Below are 26,372 nucleotides of genomic sequence, written 5' to 3'. Positions count from 1 at the left end.
TGGATGCAACAGCGGGAAGGATGACCGCCGGCACGTTGCGCATCGTCAATTTCGCTAAAGTTTTGCATCGTTAAGATCGGGCGTTGCCGTGTTCTCTGCGGCGGTCATCCAGAGGCAATGACAATGAAACTCGATCAACTTGCTGCGAGCGTCATGGGATTGTCGGATACAAAACGCGCCATACGTCTTCGTCTGGCGGGTGCCAACGGCATCGTCGATGACCTGCTGCTGGTGAAGTATGTGAGCGGGGTTGAGACGATGTGTGGCGGGATCGAATATGCGCTGCAGTGCGTCTGTCTCAGAGCCGGCCTGGCGCTGAAGGACTTCATTGCCAATCCGGTCGAGCTGCAGTTCGTGACCGATATCGGATCGCTGCGCACGGTCTGCGGCATTGTCGGAGGCGTAACGGAAGGACAGAGCGATGGCGGTCTGGCCACCTACCAACTGATCATCCGTGACGCGATTTCCCTGTTGGAGGAGACCTGCAACACACGGGTGTTTCGCAATCGCAGTGAGGTCGATATCACCAATATCATGTTGCACGAGTGGTGCCGATCCAATCCCATTGTGAGCGCCGCATTTCGCTTCGACCTCAGCGGGCTGAAGGCATATCCGGCCCGCGAATTCACCATGCAATACAACGAGTCCAATGCCGCCTTTCTGCGCCGTCTGTGGAAAAGGCGCGGCATTGCATGGTTTATCCGCGCCGGTGCTTCGAATGAACGGGGAAGCGACGACACGCCCGTTCATACGCTTGTGCTGTTTGACCAGCCGAACGCGCTGGAACAGAATCCAGCCGGCCCGGCGCGCTACCACCGCGACAACGCTACCGAGCAACGCGATAGCATCACTGCCTGGCATGCTGTGCGCAGGCTCACCGCCGGCCGAGTGGAACGCCAAAGCTGGAACTATCGGTATGCATGGTCGATGAGCAGCCAGGATACGAGCCTGGCGAATCAGGGCGAGTCAGGCAACCGGTTCGCATCCTCCCTTGATGACTACCTGATCGACTCGCCGCACGCGGGCGACAATTCGGACGACTACCGCTATCTTGGCCTTGCGCGCATCCAGCGCAAAGAGTATGAGGCCAAATTCTTCGAGGGAGAAAGTGGTGACCGAGAGATGCGCGTCGGGCAATGGCGCAGCATAAGCGGGCACCGCGAAATCGATTCGCATCCGGAAGCGCAGCGTGAATTTGTCTGCACCGAATTACGCGTGGAAGCTGAAAACAACCTGCCCACGACACTGAATGAACGCGCTGGCCGGCTATTCACACTGAATCGCTGGAGCGGCGAACTGGTGCGCGCCAGCGCCGAGCGGGGTGTACGTTATACCAACCGATTCACTTGCGTACGGCGTGGCATTCCAATCGTCCCTGCCTTCGATCCACGCATCGATCTCCCGCGCACGGCGCCGCAAACTGCCATCGTTGTCGGCCCTGCGAATCAAAAGATTTATTGCGATGCACTGGGGAGAATCAAGCTGCGATTTCCGGCGTGCCGCGCACAAGACCATGAGCATGCCAGCGGTGCCGGCACATCGGAGAGCGACCGGGATTCGGCGTGGGTGCGTGTTGCGACCGGTTGGGCAGGCAACCGATATGGCGCGATCTCACTGCCACGCGCAGGCGATGAAGTTGTCGTCGTATTTTTGGGCGGCGACCCCGATAAGCCGCTCGTGATTGGCAGCGTTCATGGATACCAGACACCGCCCCCGTCCTTCAGCGGCACCAGCGTCCTGCCAAGGGATAGGCATCTATCAGGAATCGTAAGCCGGGAGGACGAGGGGGGACGCGCGAATCAACTGCGCATGGACGATACGCCCGGACAAATCAGCGCGCAGATTGGGAGCGAGCACGATCACAGTCAACTCAACCTGGGTTATCTCACGCAGCCACGCTGTGATGGTGCCGCCGTGCCACGTGGCGAAGGCGCTGAATTGCGGACAGACGCAGCACTGGCGTTGCGCGGTGGTCAAGGCGTCCTGATCAGCGCGGATGCATCGCTGAGGGCGGCGGGACGGCAGCTCGATCGCGATGGATTAATTGGACTGGCCGAGGCGCTGTCGAGCGTACAAAAGCAGTTGGCCGAGCTGGCCGAAGCCCATGAAACAGATGCGCTAGAAGGCGAGTCGTTGTCGCAGGTGAAGTCGCATCTGGAACAGTGGGAGGAGGGCAGCAACACGGCGGGGCAAGCGGCAACAGGGACCGGTGCGCCCGTTGTCGCGATCGAGGCACCGGCGGGGGTGATCGTTGGCAGTCAGGCTGGTGTCACGATCGGGGCGCAGACGCATGTGGATCTGGTCAGCGTTCGGAATACCCAGCTATCTGCAGGTCGCAAACTGATGCTGCATGCATTGCAGGGGATCAGTCTGTTTGCGCATTCGCTTGGAACCAAGCTTGTTGCGGCGAGCGGGAAGGTGGAGATTGTTGCTCAGGATGACAACGTAGAGATCACGTCAGCGAAAAGGATTGTTCTTACGGCGACGGAAGAGATCGTTTTGCAGGCCCCGAAAGTGACCGTGGTGACGCAGGGCGCGCAGGCAGCGTTTGGGGATGGAGCGATTACGCATCAGTGTACGGGGAGTTTTATGGTTAAGTCGGCTAAAGCAGAATTTTCAGGTGCAGGGGATGGAGGGATGCTTTCGTTGCAAATGTATGAAAGTGATGTTGAATACGATCAGCATGTCCGACTGGTTGATTTTTCTACCGGCGAGCCATTAGCGGAGCAACGTTATCGAGTGACCGTTGAAGATGGTCAGGTATTGGAAGGGCGTACAAATGCAGATGGAGTGACTCAACACTTCTCGTCGGATATCCCATTTGCCCAATATAGGATTGAAGCCATCGACGACTAACTATAGTAAAGGTGAAAAATCAGTATTAGATGTCACATTGATGCTATCAGCAGTAAGAATCAAGAAAGGTATGCGATGAAGATTGTTCCAAAGAAAAATGGATACAAGCTGCCAATCAATCCAGATAAAAAACAAGGAAAAATTTCTCAAGGTTTCGTCACACCTAAACAAGACAAAAATCCACAAGTTCAAAAAATTCCGCCTAAGCGGGTGTTACCAATCGTTTTTATACCGGGAATTATGGGGTCAAATCTGAGAATGACGGAAACCCGCCAGAAAGAGCTTAATGGGATGCATAATATATCCTGGCGGCCAGATAATTCCAGCGTGACTGTGGCGCAATACAACGATAGTCCAATTGAGAGGCAATTGCGTCTGGATCCAGAAAACACTGAAGTTGACACCTACGATCCTTTGAAAAACACGACCGGAAACCTTGAGGAAAGTTCGGACTTACGCAATCAAAGTGTAACATATACCCGAGGATATAGAGGCTGGAACAGACTCGATGGGCCCCTACTACAGCCAGATTTGCCGGGGACTAAAAATCGCCGTAACCAGGACCAAAAAGCTCGGGAACGAGGCTGGGGGGAAATTTATTTTGGAAGTTATCAAAAAGTTCTTGAGATCTGTGAGAGTAAGCTCAATTCTGCATTTTCAGGCGGTGCAATGGATCTATATTTGCAGACCAACATTCTAAAAATCGACCCAAAAAAGTGGCAGGCAGATCCGAGCATTCTTATGCTCCCCCTTGATGAGAGTTCCATGCGAGACGCTGTTAAAGGGTGTTGGTTTCCAGTACATGCAATGGGTTATAACTGGCTTAAAGGAAATTTTGAATCTGGTGTTGTTATTGCAAAAAAAATTAATGCTTTGATTGATAAGTATAAAAGTGAAGGCTTTGAATGTGAAAAAGTAATCCTTATAACACATTCGATGGGAGGGATAGTCGCACGCGCGGTTATACATCCTGCGATTGGAAAAGCAAACGATAAAATCTTGGGGGTCGTTCACGGAGTTATGCCTGCCATGGGTGCAGGGGCAGCCTACAAGCGAATGCGTTGTGGCGTTGAGGGCGAATGGACAGCACCGACAGAAAGAATAACAGCAGGGGTTTTGGGAGATAACGCACAAGACGTAACTGCAGTACTCGCGAATGCTCAAGGTGCCTTAGAGCTGCTTCCAAATCAGTTTTACGGGGCTCATTGGCTGGAATTTCGAGACGAAAAGAAAATATTGAAAAGCTGGCCTGCGCAGTGTCCATACGAGGAAATTTATAAAGTAAGAGCGAAGTGGTTTAGTCTGTTCCGAGAACGATGGATTAATCCGGCAAATGCGATAGGAGTTGGAATTCAAAAGACTTTGAATTTATTGGACGACGCTAAGAGCTTCCACGCTAAAATTGAGAATACTTATCACGATCAAAGTTACGCTCACTATGGGGTCGATCCTGATAGAAAGGCTTGGCACAAAGTGACTTGGAAGGTTGATGATGTGGTCGATTCAAAAAATATTGATTCGTTAAAGATTGTCGAAGACAATCGAAAAGGAAGTCTTAGTCTGGTCGATCTGAAAGCACCAGAAGATGTCAGAAAGGTTAATTTTTTAAGTGTCGAGATGCTTGGTCCAGATGCTCCTGGCGATCAAACCGTGCCGTCGCATTCAGCAGATGCACAGCTTTTAAGTAGAAAATTTAAAGGTGTATTCCGACAGCAAGGCTACGAGCATCAGGGGAGTTACTCGAATCCTATTGTATTGGCATCAACTTTATATTGTCTATTTAAAATAATTTCAACAATGAAATGGGATAAATGATGAGAAGGCTTATTTCTCATTTTTTTGCATGGTTGATTTTTATACTGGCGATATTGTTAGTTATTATAATCGTCAACGGAAGAGAGGATAAGGTGATGCCAGCGTCTCAGAAAATAAATAAAATATTTGAGCATACACGTATGGTATGTTTTGGACGATTGCGCGTAAAAATTCCGAAGGACGCATCTGTCATCTACGGGCCTATTTCAGTTGATGGAAATATACAGTTTTACCCCGACCAATCCTCGAATATCTCTACATTGGTAAATTCACGTTTGCAAGAAATCAAAGTGGAAAAAAGCTACTTGGCAGATTACTCACTCGCCAAACTGCCAAAAATTGGAGAAGTCGTCGATGGTGTTATTCCAGGTCAGAAAATTGTCTTCGGGGCGAAAAGTTCAGTAAGTTATTCGATTCATTCTTATATCCCGATGAAAAATGACCTTTTTATTCACTACATCAGCAGTGCAATGCCCAGTGAGGACAATGTTTCATTGATAAATAAAATTGCTGGTCAGCTTAGATCCCGCTCTGAGAATGAAATTCCTGAAGAAATGGGAATGTGCGTTGAAGGGGGGTTTTTAGAAGTTGATGCAGAATACGAAAACAGTGCTATAGGTATTTATCTAAAAGAGATTCCAGATGTCCGAATTTCTATCGAAGCACGTAGAAACCATGATCATTTGCAAGAGGATAGTGCTCCGGGGCGGTTGCGGCAACAAGCGAAAGAACATGCTGCCAATCTTGGATTAGGAAACTTTTTCTCCAGTATAAAAATGCTACGAGAAGGACCCCGTCAACTGGGAGTCTGGCATGGTGAAGAAATTCTCACCAGGCGACCGGCTTACAAGAATGATACAGATGCACATGAATTCCGGTTCTTCAGCGTTGGTGAGGCAAACAACTCGCTGCATCCTTTGCTGGATATTCGACTCGATTCTGGCGTAAAGGATGACGCGAAAGCCAAGGTCAAACCCACCCTTACAGATGACGAAGCCTTGGCTCTGTGGGACAGATTGCTGCCGTCTATCGACATACGCCAGTCAAGCGATGCAACCGTGGCCAAAAAGCTAAGTCAAAAAGCACCGCTAGGAACTACAATTCAATCAGGCAACGTATGCCCGCAAGCGGGGCAATGGCAATGCATTGACAAGCGAAGAATCGAGGGGGAGCGATCTCGTATATTCTGCGAAGGGGAGAAAATCCCACCAGTGATTGTGGCGGGCCATAAGAGTCTTCTAAGGACACTTATCGGTGACGTTTACCGTATTGCTCAAACTGAATGGCAATTGGTAGCCTATTCCCCACCGTCTTCTATCGCAGAGGAAATCGATGGTCTTTGCGAAGATATCCACAAATCAAAAGATAGCCATGCCTAACGTCATCCGCCTGCACGATCCCACCAGCCACGGCGGCAAGGTCACTGCCGTCGCTGCTACGCCTTTCATCGTTGGTGGCATCGCCGTCGCCTGCATTGGCGACAAATGTGCATGCCCGATCCACGGTGACGGCACTATTGTGGAGGGCGGGCCCATGCATACGATCGATGGCAAGCCAGTCGCTTATAACGGCCACAAGACCAGCTGCGGCGCTACGTTAATCTCTTCCATCCCAACCTTCACCCACAGCTAGGGCGAGCCATGTGTCGTACCTGCCCAGCCAACCTTCACATGTAAAAAAAACCGGGCCAAACAGGCCCGGTTCTTATTCACGTCAGTAGTAGCGTGGTAACTTACCTCACCGCCACCGGCGCTCCATCAGCTTGCGCCGCCGGTTCCACCCAACCACCGCCCAGCACGCGATACAACGCGACCTGGTTCTGCAGACGCAGCAGGTTTGCCTGCACCGACAACTGCTGCGACTGGAACAGCGAACGCTGTGCGTCGAGCAGGTCGAGCTGGCTGGCGGCGCCGCTGCGGAAGCGCAGGTCGGACAGGTTGAAGCGGTCGGCTTCGGCCTGGGTCACGGCTGCCTGCGCGCGCAGCTGTTCGCTGTACGTCGCCTGGCCGGCCAGGGCGTCCGCCACTTCGCGGAACGCGGTCTGGATCGATTGCTCGTAGCGCGCTACGGCGATGTCGCGCTGGGCACGGGCGGCGCCCAGTGTGGCGGTGTTACGGCCATAGTCGAAGATTGGCAGGATCGCCTGCGGTGCGAACGACCAGCCCCAGGTGCCGCTCTCGAACAGGCCCGACAGCTCGCTACTGGCGCTGCCGGCGCTGGCCGTCAGCGAGATGCGCGGGAAGAAGTTCGCGCGCGCTGCACCGATATTGGCATTGGCCGCGATCAGATCCTGCTCGGCCGCGCGGATGTCCGGACGGTTGGCCAGCAGGTCCGATGGCAGGCCGGCAGGCAGGTCGGGCAGCTCGGTCTTGGCCAGTGTAGCGCCGGTCGAGACATCGGCCGGCAGCGGCTGGCCGACCAGCAGCGTCAGCAGGTTGATGTCCTGGGCACGGAAGCGCTGTTGCTGCGCCAGCGTGGCCAGGGCCGTTTCAACGAGCGAACGCGATTGCTGGATATCCAGGCGCGATGCGACGCCGTTATCGAAACGCAGCTGCGTCAGGCGATCCGAATCCTGGCGCGTCTTGAGCGTGTCCTGCGTGATGCGCAGCAGCTCTTCGTCGGCCAGCAGTTGCAGATACGCGTTGGCAACCGACGCGATCAGGCTGATCTGCGTGGTCTTGCGCGCTTCTTCGGTGGCCAGGTATTGCGCCAGCGCGGCTTCGCTCAGGTTGCGCACCCGGCCGAACAGGTCGAGCTCGAACGACGTGACTTGCAGGCCGGCCTGGTAGGTGCTGTTGATCGGCTGGTCTTCACCAACGGTCTGGCGGTTGCCGCTGACACCCAGGCCCACCGAAGGCAGGCGATCGGCGCGCGTGATGCGGTACTGGGCACGCGCCTGCTCGATGTTGGCGATGGCGATGCGCAGGTCACGGTTGTTGACCAGTGCCTGGTCGATCAGCTGACGCAGCCGCGGATCGGCAAAGAACTGCTGCCATGCGACGGCGGCCGGGGCCTGGTTGATCACCGGGCTGGTCGATGCCGTGGCTGCCTGCGGCACGGCCGGGAAGGCGCTTGCCACCGGGGCAGCAGGGCGCTCATAGTCCGGCGCCAGCGACATGCAGCCGGCGAGTGCCATCGACAGCGCCAGTGGCGTGACGATCAGTTTGATGTGCTTGATCATAGTTGTTTCCCTTGTTCTGCGGCCTGGCGTTCCTGTTTCTCCAGCTCATGCTGTTTTTCCTGCGCATGGGCGTACATCTTGTTCTGGCGTTCGCTGCCCTTGAAGAGCGTACGGATCACGACGAAGAACACCGGCACGAAGATCACGCCCAGCACGGTCGCCGTAATCATACCGCCCATCACGCCGGTACCGATCGCACGTTGCGATGCCGAACCGGCGCCGCCCGCGAGGACCAGCGGCAGCACGCCGAGGATGAAGGCGAGCGACGTCATGATGATCGGGCGGAAGCGCAGGTGGGCCGCTTCAAGCGCCGCATCGAACGGTGATTTGCCTTCGGCTTGCAGATCCTTGGCAAATTCAACGATCAGAATCGCGTTCTTCGCCGCCAGACCAATGATGGTAATCAGGCCCACCTTGAAGTAGACGTCGTTCGACAAGCCGCGCATATTGGCCGCCAGCAGCGAGCCAAGAATACCCAGCGGTACCACCAGCAGCACGGCCACCGGGATGGTCCAGCTTTCATACAGCGCGGCCAGGGCCAGGAACACAGCCAGCAGCGCGAAGCCGATCAGGATGAACACGGTCGAACCCGACAGCAGTTCCTCGCGTGACTGGCCGGTCCACTCGTACGAGAAACCAGCCGGCAGGCGTTCGGCCAGACGCTGCATTTCATCCAGCGCTTCGCCGCTCGAGTAACCCGGCGCTGCTTCACCGGTCAGCTTCATTGCCGGATAGCCGTTGTAGCGGTTGGTCTGCATCGGGCCGGTGGTCCATTCGGTCGTCGCGAACGATGACAGTGGCACCGGCTGGCCCTGGGTATTCATCGCATTGATGCGCAGCAGGTCGTCCGGCTGCATACGCTGTGGCGCATCGGCCTGCACGATCACGCGCTGCAGGCGGCCGGCGTTCGGGAAGTCGTTGACGTACGACGAACCCATCGACGTCGACAGCGCCGTATTGATCGCGGCGAAGGTCACGCCCAGCGCTTGCGCCTTGTCGCGGTTGATGTTCAGCTTGAGCTGCGGTGCATCTTCCAGACCTTCCGGACGCATGCCCGTCAGGATCTTGCTCTGCGAGGCCATGCCCAGCATCTGGTTACGCGCAGCCAGCAGGGCGGCGTGACCGTTGCCGGCACGATCCTGCAGGCGGAACGAGAAGCCGGTGCCGGTACCCAGCTCCGGGATCGGCGGCGGGCTCACCACGAAGATGAACGAGTCGCGCAGCGCGCCCATGTGGCCCATGATGCGACCTGCGAACGATTGCGCGTCCTGGCCGTCACCCTTGCGCTCGTCCCATGCCTTCATCGGGATGAACGCCAGACCCATGTTCTGGCCCTGGCCCGAGAACGAGAAGCCGGTCAGGGCCACGATGTTCGCCGTTTCCGGCTGCTTCATCACGAACTCTTCCATTGCACGCATGACGGCGCCGGTACGTTCAGCCGTCGCACCTGGCGGCAGCTGGACGTTGGCGATCACATAGCCCTGGTCTTCGTTCGGCAGGAACGAATTCGGCAGGCGCGTGAACATCACGCCGACTACCACGACCAGCACGGCAAACACGACCATCCAGCGGCCGGCACGCCGCATCAGGGCGCCGACGAAGCCTTCGTATTTCTTGGCGCCGGTGGTGAACTTGCGGTTGAACCAGCCGAAGAAGCCCTTCTTGGTGTGATTGTGGCCGGCTTCGATAGGTTTGAGCAGGTGTGCGCACAGCGCCGGGGTCAGCGACAGCGCCAGGAAGGCCGAGAAGGCAATCGACGTGACCATGACCACCGAGAACTGGCGGTAGATGTTACCGACCGCGCCGGCGAAGAAGGCCAGCGGGACAAACACGGCGATCAGGACCACGGTCACGCCGATGATGGCGCCCGAGATCTGGCCCATTGCCTTGCGCGTCGCTTCGAGTGGCGGCAGACCTTCTTCACTCATGATGCGCTCGACGTTCTCGACCACCACAATGGCATCATCGACGACGATACCAATCACCAGCACCATGCCGAACATGGTCAGCACGTTGATCGAGAAGCCCATCGCCAGCAGGCAGGCGAACGAGCCCAGCAGTGCGATTGGCACCACGATGGTCGGGATCAGCGTATAGCGGAAGTTCTGCAGGAACAGGTACATCACCAGGAACACCAGCACGATCGCTTCGATCAGCGTGTGCACCACTTGCTCGATCGAAATCGAGATGAAGGTGGTGGAGTCGTAAGGGATCGAGTACTTCACACCGGCCGGGAACAGCTTCTGCAGTTCGGCCATGCGGGCCTTGATCAGATCGGCGGTTTCAAGGGCGTTACCGGCTGGCGCCAGCTGCACGCCGATACCGGCCGATGGCTTGCCGTTCAGACGCGCCGAGGTGGCATACGACTGGCCACCGACTTCGATGCGTGCGACATCCTTCAGGCGCACGGTCGAACCGTCCTGATTGGCGCGCAGCACGATGTTGCCGAACTGTTCGACGTTCGACAGCTGGCCTGTGACGATGACGGTGGCGCTGATCTGCTGCCCCTGCGTGATCGGCAAGTCGCCGATCGTGCCCGATGCGACCTGGGCATTCTGCTGCGAGATCGCGCTCGTGACATCGGCTGGCGACAGGTTGTAGCCAACCAGCTTGGTCGGATCGATCCAGATCCGCATCGCCTTCTCGGTACCGAACAGCTGGGCCTGGCCCACACCGGTAATACGCTGGATTTCAGGCAGTACATTGCGCGAGGCGTAGTCACCCAGCGCAATATTGTCCATCTTCGGGTCATCCGACGACAGGATCGTAAACAGCAGGAAGTTCGAGCGCGACTTGTCGACGCGCACACCCTGCTGCGTCACCGCCGGCGGCAGACGCGGGGTCGCGCGCGACAGGCGGTTCTGAACGTCAACCTGAGCAAGTTCCGGATCAGTACCGGTCTCGAACGAAATGGTGATCGAGCCAGTGCCGTTGGCCTGGCTGGTCGATTCCATGTAGATCATGCCCTGGGCACCGTTCATCTCGCGTTCAATAATCGAGATGACGGAATCCTCCAGAGTCTGCGCCGACGCACCCGGGTAGGTGACGTTGACGACGATCGCGGGTGGCGCCACGGATGGGTATTGGGCGATCGGTAACTGCTTGATCGCGACCGTACCCAGCACCATGATGAACAGCGCGATCACCCATGCAAAAATTGGGCGGTCAATAAAAAAACGTGCCATTGAAAAGTCCTGTTCGTTTTATTCTTAGCGGCTGCTGTTGGCCGGGGTCGTTGCACCCGCTGCCGGCGAACCGGAACTCGGGGTGCGTGCACCGGAAGCATTCGCACCAGCGGCGGCCTGAGCACCGGCCGCGTTCGGCTGAGCCGCCGGGGCGCCTGCCTGGGCTGGCGCCTGGGTGCCGGCCGGCGTCCATGGCACCGGCTTGACCGGGGTACCTGGCGGCAGCATCTGCAGTTTCTGGAAGCCGTCGACCATGACGTTTTCGCCTTCTTTCAGGCCGTCGATGACAATCCAGCTCTCGCCTTGCTGCGAAGCGATCTTGACCGTGCGGGACACTGGCTTGTTGTCGGCGCCGATGACCATCACGGTGTCGCCGTTCTGACCGCCACGGGTGACCGCTTGCTGTGGCACGAGGATGCCGCGCGTTTCCGACTGCGACAGGCGCACGCGTGCGTACTGGCCTGGCAGCAGGGCGTTGTCCGGATTGTCGATCACTGCGCGCAGCGTGACCTGGCCGCTGGTTTCATCGACGGTGACGTCCGAGAACAGCAGCTTGCCCTTGCGTGGCAGCACGGTACCGTCGTCGAGCACGACCGTGACGGGCAGCTCGCCATTGACCTTGCCGCCGGCCTGCTTGCGCAGGCGCTGCAGGTCATTCGCCGATTGCGTGATGTTCAGGTACATGCGGTCGGTCTGCTGGATCAGTGCCAGTTCGGTCGACTGGGCAGCTGAAACCAGCGCGCCTTCGGTCACCAGCGAACGGCCGATGCGGCCGGAGATCGGCGCATTGACGTTGGTATAACCCAGATTGATCTGCGCCACGCGGACCTGCGCACGGGCGGCGGCCACTTCGGCCTCGCCCTGGCGTTGCGCCGCGACGGCGTTGTCGAATTCCTGTTTGCTGACAGCAGCGGCTTCGACCAATGGCTTGTAGCGATCGGCAATCGACTTGGCCGCGACCAGATTGGCCTGGGCGCGTGCCAGGTCAGCCTGGGCGGAAGCGACCTGGGCCTGGTATGGCGCAGCGTCGATCTGATACAGCGCCTGGCCCTGCTTGACCATGCTGCCCTCGGTGAACAGGCGTTTCTGGACATTGCCATCCACGCGGGCCCGAACCTGGGCGGTGCGGATTGCCTCGACGCGGGCTGGCAGCTCGGTCTGCAATGCGACGGTTTCGATCTTGGTGGTGATGACACCGGCCTGGACGGCTGGAGCTTGCTGGCCGCCAGGGGCGGCGCCGGCTGGGGCTGCATCTTTCTTGCCGCAGGCGGACAACAGAACCAGGGCTGCCAGGGTGGCGGCAGCGACCCGGGTCAGGGACGGGGACGAGGATTGGGCAGGGCGCATTACGTGTGCTTCCTTCTAGTTAGTAACGCGTCGACGTCACCCGGCGCTCAGGAAAACATGGCGAAGGGTGAGATCAACACTGGCTTTTGCAAATAGTTTTATATACTATCACGACTGTATGTAAAATGTTTGCCCCCCTGTAATTTTGGAGTACCCCCCGAATATGGTCCGCAGGACGAAAGAAGAAGCCGCCGCAACACGCGATAGCATCCTTGACGCAGCAGAAATTTTGTTCGCAAAACATGGCGTTTCACGAACAACTTTACAGCATATTGCTACCGCAGCGGGCGTGACGCGCGGCGCAATTTATTGGCATTTTGTCGACAAGGGCGCCGTCTTCAGCGCGATGATGGAACGCGCCACGATGCCGATGGATGCCGCCGTGAAGCTGGCAGGCGAACGCGCGGACACCGATCCGTTGCAAAGCCTGCGCAACGAAATGCTGGCGGTGCTGCAGATCGTGGAAGGCGACGAGAAGGCACGCCGCGTGTTCGAGATCGCCACGCTCAAGACCGAATTTACCGACGAGGTCGACTCTGCCCGTGCGCACAAGCGCGAATCCGTAGCGCGCTGGCGCGGGCGGCTGCAGGATCAGTTCACGCAAGCCATGGCCGACGGCACGCTGCCGCCCACGGTCGATCCGCGCAAGGCGTCGATGTCGGTCTGGGTGATGCTCGACGGCCTGATCCGCAACTGGATCTTCGAACCAGGAGCATTCGAGCTGGTCGACCTGGGAGCCGAGCTGATCGATACCTACATGGCAGGCCTGCGCGCACGCTGAACCCCGGCTTTACACATGTAAAGCCAAGAAAAAGCCGGGGTCAGGTCTGACATTCGGACACGATCTCGACAGTCGGGTAGCCGGGATAGCTGGCATCGGGCCATATTGGTCTCCGGCAAGCGTCCGCTGATAGTGGCTAAGGCTGAGGTCGTGTCTAAATGTCAGACCTGACCCCGGCTGTGACCCCGGCTGTGAGAGGCTAAGGCTGAGGTCGTGTCTGAATGTCAGACCTGACCCCGGCTGTGAGACGTCTGGTTGTATAGATGTAAAACAACAAAAAACCCGGCCGCAGCCGGGTTTTTGTTTGGGCAACTGGTGTGCTTAACGCATGCCTTCGATCATTACTTTCAGCTTGATCGAATCGGCCACGAACGCGCGGATCCCTTCGGCCAGCTTTTCGGTCGCCATCGCATCTTCATTGAGCATGAAGCGGAACGTCTTTTCGTCGATTGCGATCTTTTCGATATCGGCGCTGTCGTCCTTGACCAGTTTGCGCTCGAAGGGCGCGTCGCTGTCGGCCAGCTTTTGCAGCAGGTCTGGCGAGATCGTGAGCAGGTCGCAACCGGCCAGCTCCAGGATCTGCGACGTGTTGCGGAAGCTCGCGCCCATCACTTCGGTGGCGTAGCCGAACTTGCGGTAGTACTGGTAGATGCCCTTGACCGACTGCACGCCCGGATCGTCGGCGCCCTGGTAATCGGTGCCGGTCGACTTCTTGTACCAGTCGTAGATGCGGCCGACGAACGGCGAAATCAGCTTGACGCCCGCTTCGGCGCAGGCCACGGCCTGGCACAGCGAGAACAGCAGCGTCAGATTGCAATGGATGCCGTCTTTTTCCAGGATCTCGGCGGCGCGGATGCCTTCCCAGGTCGAGGCGATCTTGATCAGCACGCGCTCGCGCGACACGCCGGCTGCTTCGTACAGCGCGATCAGTTCGCGGCCCTTGGCCACCGTGGCCTCGGTATCGAACGACAGCGCGGCATCGATTTCGGTCGACACGCGGCCCGGCACGAACTTGAGGATCTCCACGCCGAAGGCGATCAACAGGCTGTCGATGATGCCGTCGATCGATGCGTCGGGCGCGTTGGCGATGGCTTTTTCGAGCAGCGGGCGGTATTCGGGCTTTTGCACGGCCTTCAGGATCAGCGACGGGTTGGTGGTCGCGTCCTGCGGCGTGTACGCCTTGATCGACTGGAAGTCGCCGGTATCGGCAACGACGGTGGTGAATTGCTTGAGCTGTTCGAGTTGGTTCATGGTGGTCTCTTGAATATGCTTAGAAATCGGTGCCCGCGACAAACGCGGCCAGCATGGCTTCCAGGCCGGCGCGGTCTTCGTCACTGAAGCGCTCGAGCTTCGGGCTGTCGATATCGAACACGCCGATCAGCTGGTCGTCCTTGAGCACCGGGATCACGATCTCGGACGCCGACGCCGAATCGCAGGCGATATGGCCCGGGAACGCATGCACGTCGGCGACGACGATGGTCTCGCGCTTGACGGCAGTGGCGCCGCACACGCCGCGCCCGAACGGGATGCGCGCGCAGGCAGGCTTGCCCTGGAACGGGCCGACCAGCAGATCGTTGCCTTCGCCTTTTTTGGACGGCACGGTGAAGTAGAAGCCAGCCCAGTTCAGGTCGGCGATGGTGTCGTAGACGAGGGCCGAGAACTGCGACGCATTGGCCGTCAGGTCGCGTTCACCTTCGAGGATGCTCGTGACCTGGCGTACCAGCAGGTCGTAATCGGGGCGGTCGCTGCGTTCTGGATTGATGTGCATGGCGTTGCCATTTGGCGGTCAATAAAAAAACTATTTTAGCCGATGAACGAATCGAACTGCATGTCGAACTCCTGCAGCGCCTTCTGGGCGTTCTGCATTTTCTTGCGAAACTCCGGCCCGCGCCGCAGCGCCAGGCCCACCGCCAGCACGTCGATCACGACCAGGTAGGCCAGGCGCGCCGAAATCGGCGTGTACGGGTCGGTCGCGAACACCAGGTCGATCGGGATCAGGAGCGTGGCCATCTCGGCCAGCGGGGTGCCCGATGGCGCCAGCACGATGACCTGCGCGCCGCCCGCCTTGGCCAGCTTGGCCGAACGGGTCAGCGCAGGGTTGTTGCCGCGCTGCGAAATGGCGACCACCGCATCGCCTTCGCGCAGCAGGGCCGCCGCAATCGAGTGGATCGCCGGGTCGGTGTAGGCCACCGTCGGCACTCCCGAGCGGAAGAACTTGTGCTGCGCGTCGGCCGCCACGAAGCCGGACGTGCCCTGGCCGTAGAACTCGATCTTGTTGGCGCGCGCGAGGATCTCGAGGGCCTGCTGCACCAGCTCCGGCTTGAGATTGTTGCGCAGGTCGAGCAGCGTGTTGATCGAGCGGCTGCAGATCTTGTTGATCAGGTCCGACGCCAGGTCGTCCTGATGCGGTGCCTCATTCGCGCCGGGCAGGGCCAGCGCCAGGCCTTGCGCCAGTTTCAGCTTGAACTCGTGCCAGCCGTCGTAGCCGAGCGTGCGGCAAAAGCGCACGACGGTCGGCTCTGACACGCCCGCGTTGCGCGCGAGCGCCGTGATGTTCTGGCTCACGGTGCCCGATGGCGCGGCCAGCACCGCGAGCGCCACCTTGCGCTCCGATTTGGAGAGCGTGTCGAGCTGGGTGCGGATCGAGTCGAGCAGCATGGGTGGGCCTCAGTCTTCGGGCAGCGATTCTTCGCGCCACTGCAAGCCGTCGCGCCCGATCAGGGCGCTGGCCGCAGCCGGCCCCCAGGTGCCGGACGTGTACGGGGCGGGCGAGGTGTCGTCCTGTTCCCAGTGTTCCAGGATCGGCTCGACCCATTCCCACGCCGCTTCCAGCTCGTCGCCGCGCATGAACAGCGTCAGCTGGCCGCGCAGCACGTCGAGCAGCAGGCGCTCGTACGCTTCCATGCGGGGCGACGTGAACTGCTCGCGGAAATCGAGTTCGAGTTCGGCCTGTTTCAGGCGCATCGAGTCGCCCGGCGTCTTGGCCATCAGGTTCATCGACAGTCCTTCATCGGGCTGCAGGCGGATCACCAGGCTGTTGGGCTGGAAGCTCGACGTCGGCTGGTTGAAGATCGAATGCGGGATCGGCTTGAAGCGCACGACGATTTCGGCCAGGCGGTCGGACATGCGCTTGCCGGTGCGCAGATAGAACGGCACGCCGGCCCAGCGCCAAGTGTCGATTTCGGCCTTCATCGCCACGAAGGTCTCGGTGCGCGAGCTCTTGGGCGCATCCGGTTCGTCGCGGTAGCCGGGCACCGGCTGGCCATCGATATAGCCCGAGCGGTACTGGCCGCGCACGATATTGTGGGTCAGCGTCGTCGGCGTGAAGCGTTTCAGTGAACGCAGTACCTGCAGCTTGGCGTCGCGCACGGCGTCCGGCGCGATCGAGGCTGGCGGCTCCATCGCCACGATGCACAGCAGTTGCAGCAGGTGGTTCTGCAGCATGTCGCGCAGCGCGCCCGAGTTGTCGTAGTAGCCCATGCGGTTGCCCACGCCGATCTTCTCGGCGATGGTGATCTGCACGTCCGAAATCCATTCGCGGCGCCACAGCGGCTCGAACAGGATATTCCCGAAGCGCAGTGCCAGCAGGTTCTGCACGGTTTCCTTGCCCAGGTAGTGGTCGATGCGATAGATCTGCGATTCGGCGAAGACCTTGCCCACGTCCAGATTGATCTGCTTGGCCGAGGCCAGGTCGCGGCCCAGTGGTTTTTCGAGCACCACGCGCGAATTGGGCGTGGCCAGGCCCGTCGCGGCTAAATTGTCGCAGATCTTGGCGAAGATCTGCGGCGGCGTGGCCAGGTAGTACACGCGCGTGAGCGACGTATCGGCGCGCAGGGCGGCGACCAGGTCGCCGAAGGTGCTGGCATCGGTGGCGTTCAGTGCCACATAGGTGATGCGACCAATGAATTTGTCCCAGTTGGCGCCAGATGGCGCTTCCTTGATGTGCGGCTTCGAGTTGGTCTCGACCATGTGCAGGAATTCTTCCTGCGTGGCGTCGTCGCGCCCGACGCAGATGATGCGGGCGCTGGCCGGCAGGTCGCCCGCCACGTCGCGCGCGAACATGGCAGGCAACAGCTTGCGCATCGCAAGGTCGCCACTGCCGCCAAAGAATACGAGGTCAAAATCGGGAATCGCCATGATGGGTCGGATCGGTGTCAGTAAAATGGTTTTGTAAATTTACTACATAATTTATGTGGGATCAAGAAAATCTACTACGTTTCTTCAGCTACGACTCATGGTGCCATATCTGTCACTCCCACGGCGCAGGCCGGATTTTCACGGGCGTGCCGGCGGGAACTGCCACCCGTTCTGCTGCGCGTGCACCTGCGTGCCCAGCCAGTCAGCAAACGCGCGCACTGTCGAGGCCAGATGCCGGTCCTGCGGATAGATCAGCGACAGCGGAACGGGCGGCCCCTGGACAGCCGGCAGGATGCGCACCAGGCGGCCGGCTTTCAGGTGCGGCAGCGCCACGTAACTGGCAACCCGGATCAGCCCCAGTCCTTCCAGGCCGCAGCCCAGATAGGCGTCGGTATCGTTGACGACAAGGCGCGCGCCGGCCGCAATCGTGCGCTCGGCGCCGTTGACCGTGAAGCGCCAGTCGGTCGCGCGGCCGGTGGCGGCGGACTGGTAGCCGACGATGTCATGCCCATCGAGCGCATCGAGCGAGTGTGGCGTGCCGCAGCGCGCCAGGTAATCGGGCGAGGCGCAAGTGATCCAGTCGAAGCTGCCCAGATGGCGCGCCACCAGCAGTGCCGATGATACCGGCGTGCCGGCCCGCACCACGCAATCGACGCCTTCCTGCACCAGTTCCACCGGGCGATCGCCCAGCGTCAGGGTCAGGTCGATGGCCGGATACCGGGTCTGGAACTCCCTCAGGACCGGCAGCACGACGGCCCGTGCGAACGAGGATGTCATGTCCACGCGCAGCAGTCCGCGCAGTGCGACCGTGCTGTCGGACAGGGTGGCCTCGACCCCTTCGATGGCGCCCAGAATCCGCTGGCAGTGGTCGTAATACAGGCTGCCGCTGGGCGTGACGTGCAGGGTGCGCGTCGTGCGCTGCAGCAGGCGCACCCCCAGGAATGCTTCGAGTTCCTGGATCGCGCGGCTGATCGTCGAACGCGGCACTGCCAGGATGTTGGCCGCGCCGGCAAAACTGCGTGCTTCGACGACGCGCGAAAAAATCTGCATTGCCCGTAACTTGTCCATCGATCCTGCCTCGCTGATCTGCCTGATCCGTCGATTATCCCATCCATCGCAATTCTGAAATGCCGGCGAGCGGGCTTACGCACGGTAGGGCGGGTGACCATACTTCACGCCATTCACCAAGCCAGGAACCCACATGACAAACCACGACAACCCGATCAATCGCCCTCACACGCTGGTGCTTGGCGCCGGTGAACTCGGCATGGCCATCCTGCGCCATCTGGCGCCGCGCCAGAAGGCTGCGGGGCGCGCGCTGGCCGTTCTGGTCACACCCGGCTCGATCGCCGCGCCGACCCCGCGCCAGCGGCAGGATCACGCCGCATTGCGCGCGCTGGATGTGGTACTGGTGCCGTTCGACCTGGCACAGCGCAGCGAAGAAGAACTCGTTGCCTTGCTGCGCCCGTTCGACACCGTCATCAACTGTACCGGCTTCGTCGCCGGCCCGGGCACCCAGTTGCGGCTGACCCGGGCGGTGCTGGACGCCGACGTGCGGCGGCATATTCCATGGCAGTTCGGGATCGATTACGACATCGTCGGCAAGGGCAGTGGCCAGCCCGTATTCGATGAGCAGTTCGACGTGCGCGGCATGCTGCGCGGGCAGGACCGGACCGAGTGGATCATCATCTCGACCGGCATGTTCACCAGTTTCCTGTTCGAGAAGACGGCCGGCATCGTCGACCTGGATGCCGGCATAGTGCGCGGCTTGGGAAGCTGGGATACGCAGGTCACAGTCACCACGCCCGATGACATCGGCCGGTGTACCGCCGCGATCCTGTTCGAGGTGCCTCGCATTGCGAACCAGATCGTGTATCTGGCCAGCGACACCGTCTCGTACGGGCAGCTGGCGGACATCGTCGAGCAGGTGACGGGGCGCGCCGTCGAACGTACCTTGCTGACCCGCGAAGCGCTGCAGGCCGGTCTCGCCGCACAGCCGGACGACGCCAAGGCACGCTACCGCCTGGCCTTTGCGCGTGACGATGGGATGGCCTGGAGCAAACAGAATACCTATAACCAGGAGCGCGGTATCCCGACCTCGGACATCCGCACCTGGCTCACGCAGCGCCTGCCTGAGTGAAGTAGTTGTCGCGCCACGCAGACAATCAACCCGCTGGCATCCAGGATGAATGACAGTTCCCTCGAATGGGACTATAGTTTCCACACGTAAATATCGCAGCCATGCGAGCTGCGAAGACGAGGGAGACATGATGGGCTGGATGCAAAGTGTGGGACAGGCACTGTCGCCGTTCGGTGGCCGGGCCGTGGGCGGCAGCATGCGCGCGCTGGTGGTCAAGGCGCGTGATGGCAGCATCCGCACGGCGATCAACGCCGCGCGGCTACGCAAGGAAGTCGATCAGGCACAGGCCCAGGCCGCGAGCCAGCACCAGGCAGCCGGCGCGCTGGCCGCTGCCGCGCGCGAAGTTACCGAACTGTCGGCCGATGTCAATGCCGGTACGCTGCGCATCGCCGACACGGCCGCGCGCAACCTCCACACGGCGCGCGAATCGATGGATGAACTGACGCGCCTCGAAGCGCGCATGCGCACCATCGAGGCGCAGGTGCACGGTTTTTCGGACACCGTCTCGCAACTGGTCGGGCACCTGCACGAGATCGGCGAATTCGGCACCGTTATCGAAAACGTCGCCAACCAGACCAACCTGCTGGCGATCAACGCTGCGATCGAGGCGGCGCGCGCCGGCCCGGCCGGGCGCGGGTTTGCCGTGGTGGCGTCCGAAGTGCGCCGTCTGTCTCAGGTGGTCAACACCGAAGCCGTCAAGATCGCGACCGCCAGCAGTGCGATGCGCGGGCTGGTGGCATCGACTTCCAGCGCAACGGCCGATATCCTCGAAGGCGTGAACGTCTCTGCGCGCGAGGCCGGCAGCGCGGCGAGTCACCTGACGACGTTCGTGGCTGATTTTGAGCGCATGACCGCGACCGTGGACCAGATGGCGCTGGCGATGCAGTCGCTCGATGGCGTCAACCAGCAGATCGGGGCGCGTGTCGGCGAAGTGGCGAGCAATGCGTCCGGGGCGGCAGCAACGATGCAGGATGCGTCGCGCCGGGTCGACGAAGTGCGGCTGGCAACCGAGGATCTGCAGGGCGTGCTGGCGGGCTTTCGCACCGGCGGCACGCCGTTCGATGCGCTGGTCGACGCGACCACCGTGCTGCGCGAAGAGGTGCTGGCTTGCCTGAAGCGGCACGCCGACGGCGGGGCCAACGTGTTCGACCAGCGCTACCAGCCGATCGCGCAGTCCGATCCGCCGCGCTTTACCACATCGTACGACCGCATCGTCGAGCGCGACCTGCAAGTACTGTTCGACCGCGTGCTGACCGATTTGCCGGGCGCCGCCTACGCGCTGGCCGTTGACAACCGCGGCTTCGCGCCGACCCACAACACCAAGTTCTCGCGCCCGCCCAACGGACAGCGCGCGCACGACCTGGTGTATTGCCGCAACAAGCGGATCTTTGACGACCCGGTGGGCATCCGGCTGGCGAAGAACCGCGAGCCGTTCCTGTTGCAGACCTATCTGCGCGATACCGGTGAGGTGATCAACGATCTGTCGATGCCGGTCGTACTCGACGGGAAGCACTGGGGCGCGGTGCGCATCGGCTACGATTCGGCCCGCATGATGGGCTGAGCGGGGCGCCTGTTCCTATCTGCCGGTTCCCGATATAAGCATAGGCAAAATCGGTATTGGCAACGCAATTGGAGGCCTGTTAAGCTTCGCGTCCCTTCGGCGGTCGAGGTACCGCCGTCACCGACCAGAAGAAGAGAAGCCCCCATGAGCTGCAAGCACCACCACGCCAACCCGCATCGCGCGGTCCTGATCCTGAGCCTGATCGCAACCCTGGCCCCGACCGCCGCGCTGGCCCAGGAGACGCCGCCACCGGCGCCGGTCGCCCAGGACGTGCAGACGATCGTCGTCACCGGCACCCGTTCGCTGAATCGCCGCACGCTGGATTCGGAGTCGCCCGTCGACGTCATCGGCAACAAGGAACTGCTCAGCACCGGCTCGGGCGAGCTGGCCACCGTGCTGTCGCGCCTGCTGCCATCGATGAATTTTCCGCGTCCGAGCGGCGCTGACGCCAGCGACGCGGTGCGTCCGGCGCAGCTGCGCGGCCTGTCGCCCGACCAGACGCTGGTGCTGGTCAACGGCAAGCGCCGCCACACGTCGGCCGTCGTCAACGTCAACGGTACCCTGGGCCGCGGCTCGGCCCCGGTCGATCTGAATGCGATTCCGCTGGCAGCGATCGAGCGCATCGAAGTGCTGCGCGACGGCGCCGCAGCCCAATACGGCTCGGACGCCATTGCCGGCGTGGTCAACATCATCCTCAAGCGCGGTGCCAAGGGCGGCGAAGCGGAAGTGGTGTATGGCCAGTATGACGCGGGCGACGGCGAGCAGGGCACCGTGCGCGGCTCGGCGGGCTTCAACCTGGGTCAGGATGGCTGGGTGCGCATCGCCGTCGAAGCGGCCGAGCGCAACGCCACCAACCGCTCGTTCGCCGACCCGCGGCCATCGGCCGGCCCACGCCAGGGCCTGATCACCCAGCGCTACGGTGACCCGGACAGCCGCCCGCGCACGCTGTTCGTCAACAGCGAAGTGCGCATCAACGACGACGTCGACTGGTACGCCTTTGCGAGCTACGGCGAGCGCGATACCTCGTCGGCGGCGACCTTCCGCACCGCGTTCACCGACAACAACCGCACCACGCTGCGCTCGTCCCTGTATCCGGAAGGCTTCCAGCCGCTGCTGGGCAGCACCTCGACCGATGCCTCGATCGTGACGGGCCTGCGCGGCGTGGCCGCCGGCTGGCGCTGGGATGCGAGCCTGAACCATGGCCGCAACCGCTTCACGCTCGATGTGAATGACACGGTCAACTACAGCCTGGGCGCGGCCAGCCCGACCAGCTTCTATGCGGGCGAACTGACCTCGACCCAAAGCCTGGCCAACCTGGACGTGGCGCGCGAGATTCCCGTGTCGTTCATGAGCGGTCCGCTGACGGTGGCCCTGGGCCTGGAAGCGCGCCATGAATCCTACGAAATCGGCGCGGGCGAAGCCGGTTCATACTTCGGTTCCGGCGCCCAGGGCTATTCGGGCTTCCGGCCCGAGAACGCGGGCGAAAACAGCCGCAACAACAAGTCGGTGTACCTGAACCTGGAAGGCGACATCACGAGCGCACTGTCGGGCGCCCTGGCGCTGCGCCATGAGCGCTACAGCGACTTTGGCAGCACGAACTCGGCCAAGGCATCGGCGCGCTATGCATTCACGCCAGCCTTCGCGCTGCGCGGCACGGTCTCGAACGGTTTCCGCGCGCCGTCGCTGGCCCAGTCGTTCTACACGATCACCACCACCAACACGCTGCTCGTGAACGGCGCCAGCGCGCTGGTGGAGACGGGTACCTTCCCGGTCGGCAGTGCCGCCGCCCGTGCTCTGGGCGCGCAGCCGCTCAAGGCCGAAAAGGCGCGCAACCTGAGCATCGGCGCGCAGTGGCAGCCAACCCGTAACTGGACCACGACGGTCGATCTGTACCGCATCGATATCGATGACCGCATCGTGTTCTCGTCGAACCTGCAGCTGGCCAATGCGCCGGCGCTGTCACGCGCGCTCGCGGCCCAGGGCGTGTTCGTCGGCGCGGCGCGCTACTTCACCAATGCGGTCGACACGCGTACCAAGGGCGTCGACGTGGTCAGCACGTACCGCCTGAACTTCGCACAGGGCGCGCGCGCCGACCTGACGCTGGCCTACAACCATAACGACAACGAAGTGCAGGGTGTGGCGGCGTCGCCGGCCGTGCTGTCGGGGCAGGGGCTGTCGCTGGTGGACCGCCAGAGCATCAACCGCCTGACGGTCGGCTCGCCGAAGGACAAGCTCGGTCTCACGGGTGACTTTACGCAGGGTGCGTGGAATGGCCGCGCCGTCGTGACGCGTTACGGCGAATTCACGGTGCCGCAGAACGATCCGGCACTGGACCAGAACTACGATCCACAGTGGGTGCTTGATCTGGGAGCGAGCGTGCGCCTGAACCAGTGGCGCCTGACGGCCGGCATCGACAACGTGACCAACCGCTATCCTGCGCAGGTTACGTCGCGGGCCAACCTGAACGTCAACGGCACCCAGCCGTACAGCGTGTGGGCGCCGAACGGCTTCAATGGCCGCTACTTCTATGTGAAGGCCGGCTACACCTGGTAAGCAGGTGCGGGCCCGGGTTCAGCGCGACCCGGGCTTCAGATCGCGCTTCGGGTTCAGATCGCGTACTCGGGCTCTTCGCGGCCCGCCACATCGAGCCGCACCGACAGCACCTTGCCGGTGTGCGGATACTGCGCGATCTCTTCGCTTGAGCGACCCTGGCTGGCGCTGGTGATGTACAGCGTGCGCAGGTCGGGCCCGCCGAAGCAGACCGATGTCGGGCAGCGCACCGGCAGCTTAATCTCGCGCAGGATCTCGCCCGTTGGCGAGATGCGCAGCACGCGCCCGCCTTCGAACATCGCGACCCAGTACATGCCTTCAGAATCCATCGTTGCGCCATCGGGCCGGCCGCCGTAGTCCGGGGCCGTTTTATCGGTCGGGAAGGTGAGGATCGTGCGGCGGTTGCTGTGCTCACCGGTGGCCACGTCGAAGTCGTAGCAGTCGATGCGATGCGAGGTGGTATCGGCATGGAACATCGTGCGGCCATCCAGGCTCCAGGCCAGGCCGTTCGAGTTGGTCATGCCGCCACGCCAGGCGCAGCGCAGGTTGTCGCGCGCGAGCACGTACATCTCGGCAGCCGGCTGGTCGCGTGGCTCGTACATGGTGCCGATCCAGAACCGGCCCGCCGGGTCGACGCGGCCATCGTTGAAGCGCACCTTCGACGTATCGTAGGGCGCGTCGGCGATCGGGGTTTCCGCACCGTCGGTCGTGTTCAGGCGCAGCAGGCGCTCGCGCGTGGCCACGACCAGAAAATTGTTCTCGTCGATCGCCAGCGCCGATGGGTTCGAGCCCATCTTCCATGACGAGAACTTGCCGCTGGCCGCGTGCAGGCGGTTGACGGTCAGGCCTTCGATATCGACCCAGTACAGGGCCGATTCGACTTCGTGCCAGATCGCCGATTCGCCCACTAGCATCGGCGCCTCGTGTACCACTTCAAATTTTTCGGTTGCCATAGTCTCGGTCTCAAAAGTTCGGGATCAGACGGCGGCCCTGGCGCGTGCGATCAACCCATTGGTGGAACTGTCATGCCCGCTTGGTGCCGGCTCGCCCGCCAACTCGGCCTCGATCTTCTTGGCCAATACCTTGCCCAGCTCGACGCCCCACTGATCAAAACTGTTCACGTCCCACAGCACACCCTGGACGAATGTCTTGTGCTCGTACAGCGCGATCAGGGCGCCCAGCGTGGTGGGCGTCAGGCGCTCCATCAGGATCGTGTTGCTCGGGCGGTTGCCGGGGAAGGTCTTGTGCGGCGTGAGGCGCTCGACTTCGTCCGCCGGCAAGCCTTGCGCCGTCAGGTCGGCGCGCACTTCGTCGGCGGTCTTGCCCTTCATGAAGGCTTCCGACTGCGCGAAGCAGTTCGCCAGCAGGGCAGTGTGGTGGTGGTCCATCTCGTGCGCCGGGCGCAGGGCAGCGATGAAGTCCATCGGCGTCACGTCGGTGCCCTGGTGCAGCAGCTGGAAGTAGGCGTGCTGGCCGTTGGTGCCGCACTCGCCCCAGATTGCCGGGCAGGTTGGCGTGTCGACAGGCTGGCCGTCGCGCGTGACGCGTTTGCCGTTGCTTTCCATGTCGAGCTGCTGCAGATAGGCCGGGAAGCGGTTCAGGTCCTGGTGGTACGGCGCGATCGATACCGAGCTGCACTCGAGGAACTGGCGGTTCCAGAAGCCGATCAGGCCCAGGAGCGCCGGCAGGTTCTGCTCGAGCGGCGCGCTGCGGAAGTGTTCATCCATGTCGTGGGCGCCGGCCAGGAAGTCCTTGAAGTAGCCAAAGCCCACGGCCAGCGCGACCGGCAGGCCGATCGCCGACCATACCGAATAGCGGCCGCCAACCCAGTCCCAGAACGGGAACATATTGGCCGGGTCGATGCCGAAGGCCTTGATCGCCTCGGTGTTGGTCGATGCGGCGACGAAGTGCTTTGCCAACGCCTCTTCTGGCGCGTGCGCGAGGAACCAGCGGCGCGCGGTCTGCGCGTTCATCATCGTCTCGGTGGTGGTGAAGGTCTTGGAGGCGACGATGAAGAGTGTCGTTTCGGGATCGACCTGGCCCAAGGCGGCGTCCATGTCGTGGCCGTCGACGTTCGAGACGAAGTGCATGCGCAGGCGCGGATGCGCGTAGTGGCGCAGGGCCAGCACGACCATCTTCGGGCCCAGGTCGGAGCCACCGATGCCGATGTTGACGATGTCCGTGATCGGCTTGCCGGTGTAACCGAGCCATTCGCCGCTGCGCACCGCGTCGGTGAAGGTCTTGACGCGATCGAGCACGGCGTGGATGTCGGCGTTGATGTCCACGCCATCGACCACGTGCGACGCGCCGCGCGGGGCGCGCAGGGCGGTATGCAGCACCGCGCGGCCTTCGGTGTTGTTGATGCGCGCGCCCAGGAACATCGCATCGCGCCGCGCTTCGACGCCGCGCTCGCGCGCCAGCTGCATCAGCAGTTCAAGCGTGCGCCCGTCGAGGCGATTTTTTGAATAGTCTAGGAACAGGCCTGCCGCTTCGTCGCTGAATCGCTCGAAGCGCTGCGGGTCGGCGGCAAACAGATCACGCATCTGCCACGTGGTGGCGATGTCGGCGTGCTGGGCGAGGGCCTGGAAGCTGGCGGTACTGGTCAAGGATGGCTGGCGCATGGGGTCCGGGGTGCGTGGCACAATGTTGTCGTTAACAGATTATCGAATAATACAATTATCTGCGCGTAAATTCACTACATAAAAGCACGTGTGCGCCGCTAAGACACCAACTACCGGCGCTTTTCGGAAGGCGCCTTCACGCTCATCCATACAGCATCGGGAGTCGCGGAAGAGCGCAGCGACCCAAATTGTAGTAAA

General features: G+C 61.1%; 18 protein-coding genes. 8 read left to right on the top strand and 10 right to left on the bottom strand.

Annotated elements, in window-relative coordinates; all coding sequences use genetic code 11:
* The first annotated feature begins 123 nt into the window (after nt 1–123).
* The 4 genes from AC56LH_RS13955 to AC56LH_RS13940 all read left to right on the top strand — a co-directional run bounded on the left by AC56LH_RS13955 (nt 124) and on the right by AC56LH_RS13940 (nt 6,303).
* On the top strand, nt 124–2,856 hold the full coding sequence (locus tag AC56LH_RS13955) for a type VI secretion system Vgr family protein (protein WP_499646947.1): 2,733 nt from the start codon (nt 124–126) through the stop codon (nt 2,854–2,856).
* A 75-nt stretch (nt 2,857–2,931) separates the two neighbouring features.
* Nucleotides 2,932–4,671 carry a PGAP1-like alpha/beta domain-containing protein gene (locus tag AC56LH_RS13950; protein WP_499646945.1) on the top strand — a complete coding sequence of 580 codons (1,740 nt, stop codon included), beginning with the start codon at nt 2,932–2,934 and terminating at the stop codon, nt 4,669–4,671.
* Complete coding sequence (locus tag AC56LH_RS13945; RefSeq protein WP_499646943.1) at nt 4,668–6,050, top strand: T6SS immunity protein Tli4 family protein; 1,383 nt, start codon at nt 4,668–4,670, stop codon at nt 6,048–6,050. Before AC56LH_RS13950 ends, AC56LH_RS13945 begins: the two co-directional genes overlap by 4 nt.
* On the top strand, nt 6,043–6,303 hold the full coding sequence (locus AC56LH_RS13940; RefSeq protein WP_499646941.1) for a PAAR domain-containing protein: 261 nt from the start codon (nt 6,043–6,045) through the stop codon (nt 6,301–6,303). Before AC56LH_RS13945 ends, AC56LH_RS13940 begins: the two co-directional genes overlap by 8 nt.
* Before the next feature lie 100 nt (nt 6,304–6,403).
* Here the strand turns inward: AC56LH_RS13940 and AC56LH_RS13935 are convergent, their stop codons facing one another.
* Genes AC56LH_RS13935 through AC56LH_RS13925 form a run of 3 tightly spaced genes read right to left on the bottom strand, consistent with a single transcriptional unit; the run spans nt 6,404 to nt 12,384 of the window.
* Nucleotides 6,404–7,852 (bottom strand): efflux transporter outer membrane subunit, encoded by a 1,449-nt coding sequence (locus AC56LH_RS13935; protein WP_499646940.1) that lies wholly within the window; start codon nt 7,850–7,852, stop codon nt 6,404–6,406.
* Entirely contained in the window at nt 7,849–11,037 is a 3,189-nt protein-coding gene (locus AC56LH_RS13930; RefSeq protein ID WP_499646938.1) for an efflux RND transporter permease subunit, read from the bottom strand. The genes AC56LH_RS13935 and AC56LH_RS13930 overlap by 4 nt, the downstream gene beginning before the upstream one ends.
* Before the next feature lie 24 nt (nt 11,038–11,061).
* Complete coding sequence (locus tag AC56LH_RS13925) at nt 11,062–12,384, bottom strand: efflux RND transporter periplasmic adaptor subunit (RefSeq protein WP_499646936.1); 1,323 nt, start codon at nt 12,382–12,384, stop codon at nt 11,062–11,064.
* Nucleotides 12,385–12,547: 163 nt separating this feature from the next.
* On the opposite strand from AC56LH_RS13925, the gene AC56LH_RS13920 reads away from it, so the two are divergent.
* Nucleotides 12,548–13,165 carry a TetR family transcriptional regulator gene (locus AC56LH_RS13920; RefSeq protein ID WP_499646935.1) on the top strand — a complete coding sequence of 206 codons (618 nt, stop codon included), beginning with the start codon at nt 12,548–12,550 and terminating at the stop codon, nt 13,163–13,165.
* 321 nt (nt 13,166–13,486) lie between these two features.
* Here AC56LH_RS13920 and tal read toward each other — a convergent pair whose 3' ends face one another.
* The 5 genes from tal to AC56LH_RS13895 all read right to left on the bottom strand — a co-directional run bounded on the left by tal (nt 13,487) and on the right by AC56LH_RS13895 (nt 18,370).
* Nucleotides 13,487–14,416 (bottom strand): transaldolase, encoded by a 930-nt coding sequence (gene tal, locus AC56LH_RS13915; protein ID WP_183555665.1) that lies wholly within the window; start codon nt 14,414–14,416, stop codon nt 13,487–13,489.
* Nucleotides 14,417–14,435: 19 nt separating this feature from the next.
* A complete protein-coding gene (locus AC56LH_RS13910; RefSeq protein ID WP_499646933.1) occupies nt 14,436–14,933 on the bottom strand; it encodes a GAF domain-containing protein in 498 nt (165 codons plus the stop codon).
* A gap of 35 nt (nt 14,934–14,968) precedes the next feature.
* The gene (locus AC56LH_RS13905; RefSeq protein WP_183555662.1) at nt 14,969–15,823 is read right to left on the bottom strand and encodes an SIS domain-containing protein; all 855 of its coding nucleotides are present in this window, start codon (nt 15,821–15,823) and stop codon (nt 14,969–14,971) included.
* Between the two features lie 9 nt (nt 15,824–15,832).
* Entirely contained in the window at nt 15,833–17,302 is a 1,470-nt protein-coding gene (zwf, locus tag AC56LH_RS13900; RefSeq protein ID WP_499646931.1) for a glucose-6-phosphate dehydrogenase, read from the bottom strand.
* Between the two features lie 138 nt (nt 17,303–17,440).
* Entirely contained in the window at nt 17,441–18,370 is a 930-nt protein-coding gene (locus AC56LH_RS13895; RefSeq protein ID WP_499646929.1) for a LysR family transcriptional regulator, read from the bottom strand.
* A gap of 133 nt (nt 18,371–18,503) precedes the next feature.
* Between AC56LH_RS13895 and AC56LH_RS13890 the strand changes: the two genes are divergently transcribed.
* From AC56LH_RS13890 to AC56LH_RS13880, 3 genes are all read left to right on the top strand, one after another.
* Nucleotides 18,504–19,442, top strand: coding sequence for an aromatic alcohol reductase (locus tag AC56LH_RS13890; RefSeq protein ID WP_499646927.1), 939 nt, complete (start codon nt 18,504–18,506; stop codon nt 19,440–19,442).
* A 127-nt stretch (nt 19,443–19,569) separates the two neighbouring features.
* Nucleotides 19,570–21,003, top strand: a complete 1,434-nt coding sequence (locus AC56LH_RS13885; protein ID WP_499646925.1) for a methyl-accepting chemotaxis protein — start codon at nt 19,570–19,572, stop codon at nt 21,001–21,003.
* A 144-nt stretch (nt 21,004–21,147) separates the two neighbouring features.
* A complete protein-coding gene (locus tag AC56LH_RS13880) occupies nt 21,148–23,556 on the top strand; it encodes a TonB-dependent receptor plug domain-containing protein (protein ID WP_499646923.1) in 2,409 nt (802 codons plus the stop codon).
* Nucleotides 23,557–23,609: 53 nt separating this feature from the next.
* Here the strand turns inward: AC56LH_RS13880 and AC56LH_RS13875 are convergent, their stop codons facing one another.
* Both AC56LH_RS13875 and pgi read right to left on the bottom strand, forming a co-directional pair.
* Nucleotides 23,610–24,506 carry an SMP-30/gluconolactonase/LRE family protein gene (locus AC56LH_RS13875; RefSeq protein ID WP_499646921.1) on the bottom strand — a complete coding sequence of 299 codons (897 nt, stop codon included), beginning with the start codon at nt 24,504–24,506 and terminating at the stop codon, nt 23,610–23,612.
* 24 nt (nt 24,507–24,530) lie between these two features.
* The gene (gene pgi / locus AC56LH_RS13870; RefSeq protein ID WP_499646919.1) at nt 24,531–26,174 is read right to left on the bottom strand and encodes a glucose-6-phosphate isomerase; all 1,644 of its coding nucleotides are present in this window, start codon (nt 26,172–26,174) and stop codon (nt 24,531–24,533) included.
* Between the last annotated feature and the right edge of the window lie 198 nt (nt 26,175–26,372).

Source organism: Telluria sp. LT1R51-2 (assembly GCF_059685775.1).
Note: the sequence above shows the minus strand (reverse complement) of the source record. Positions and strands in the feature narration are given on the sequence as shown.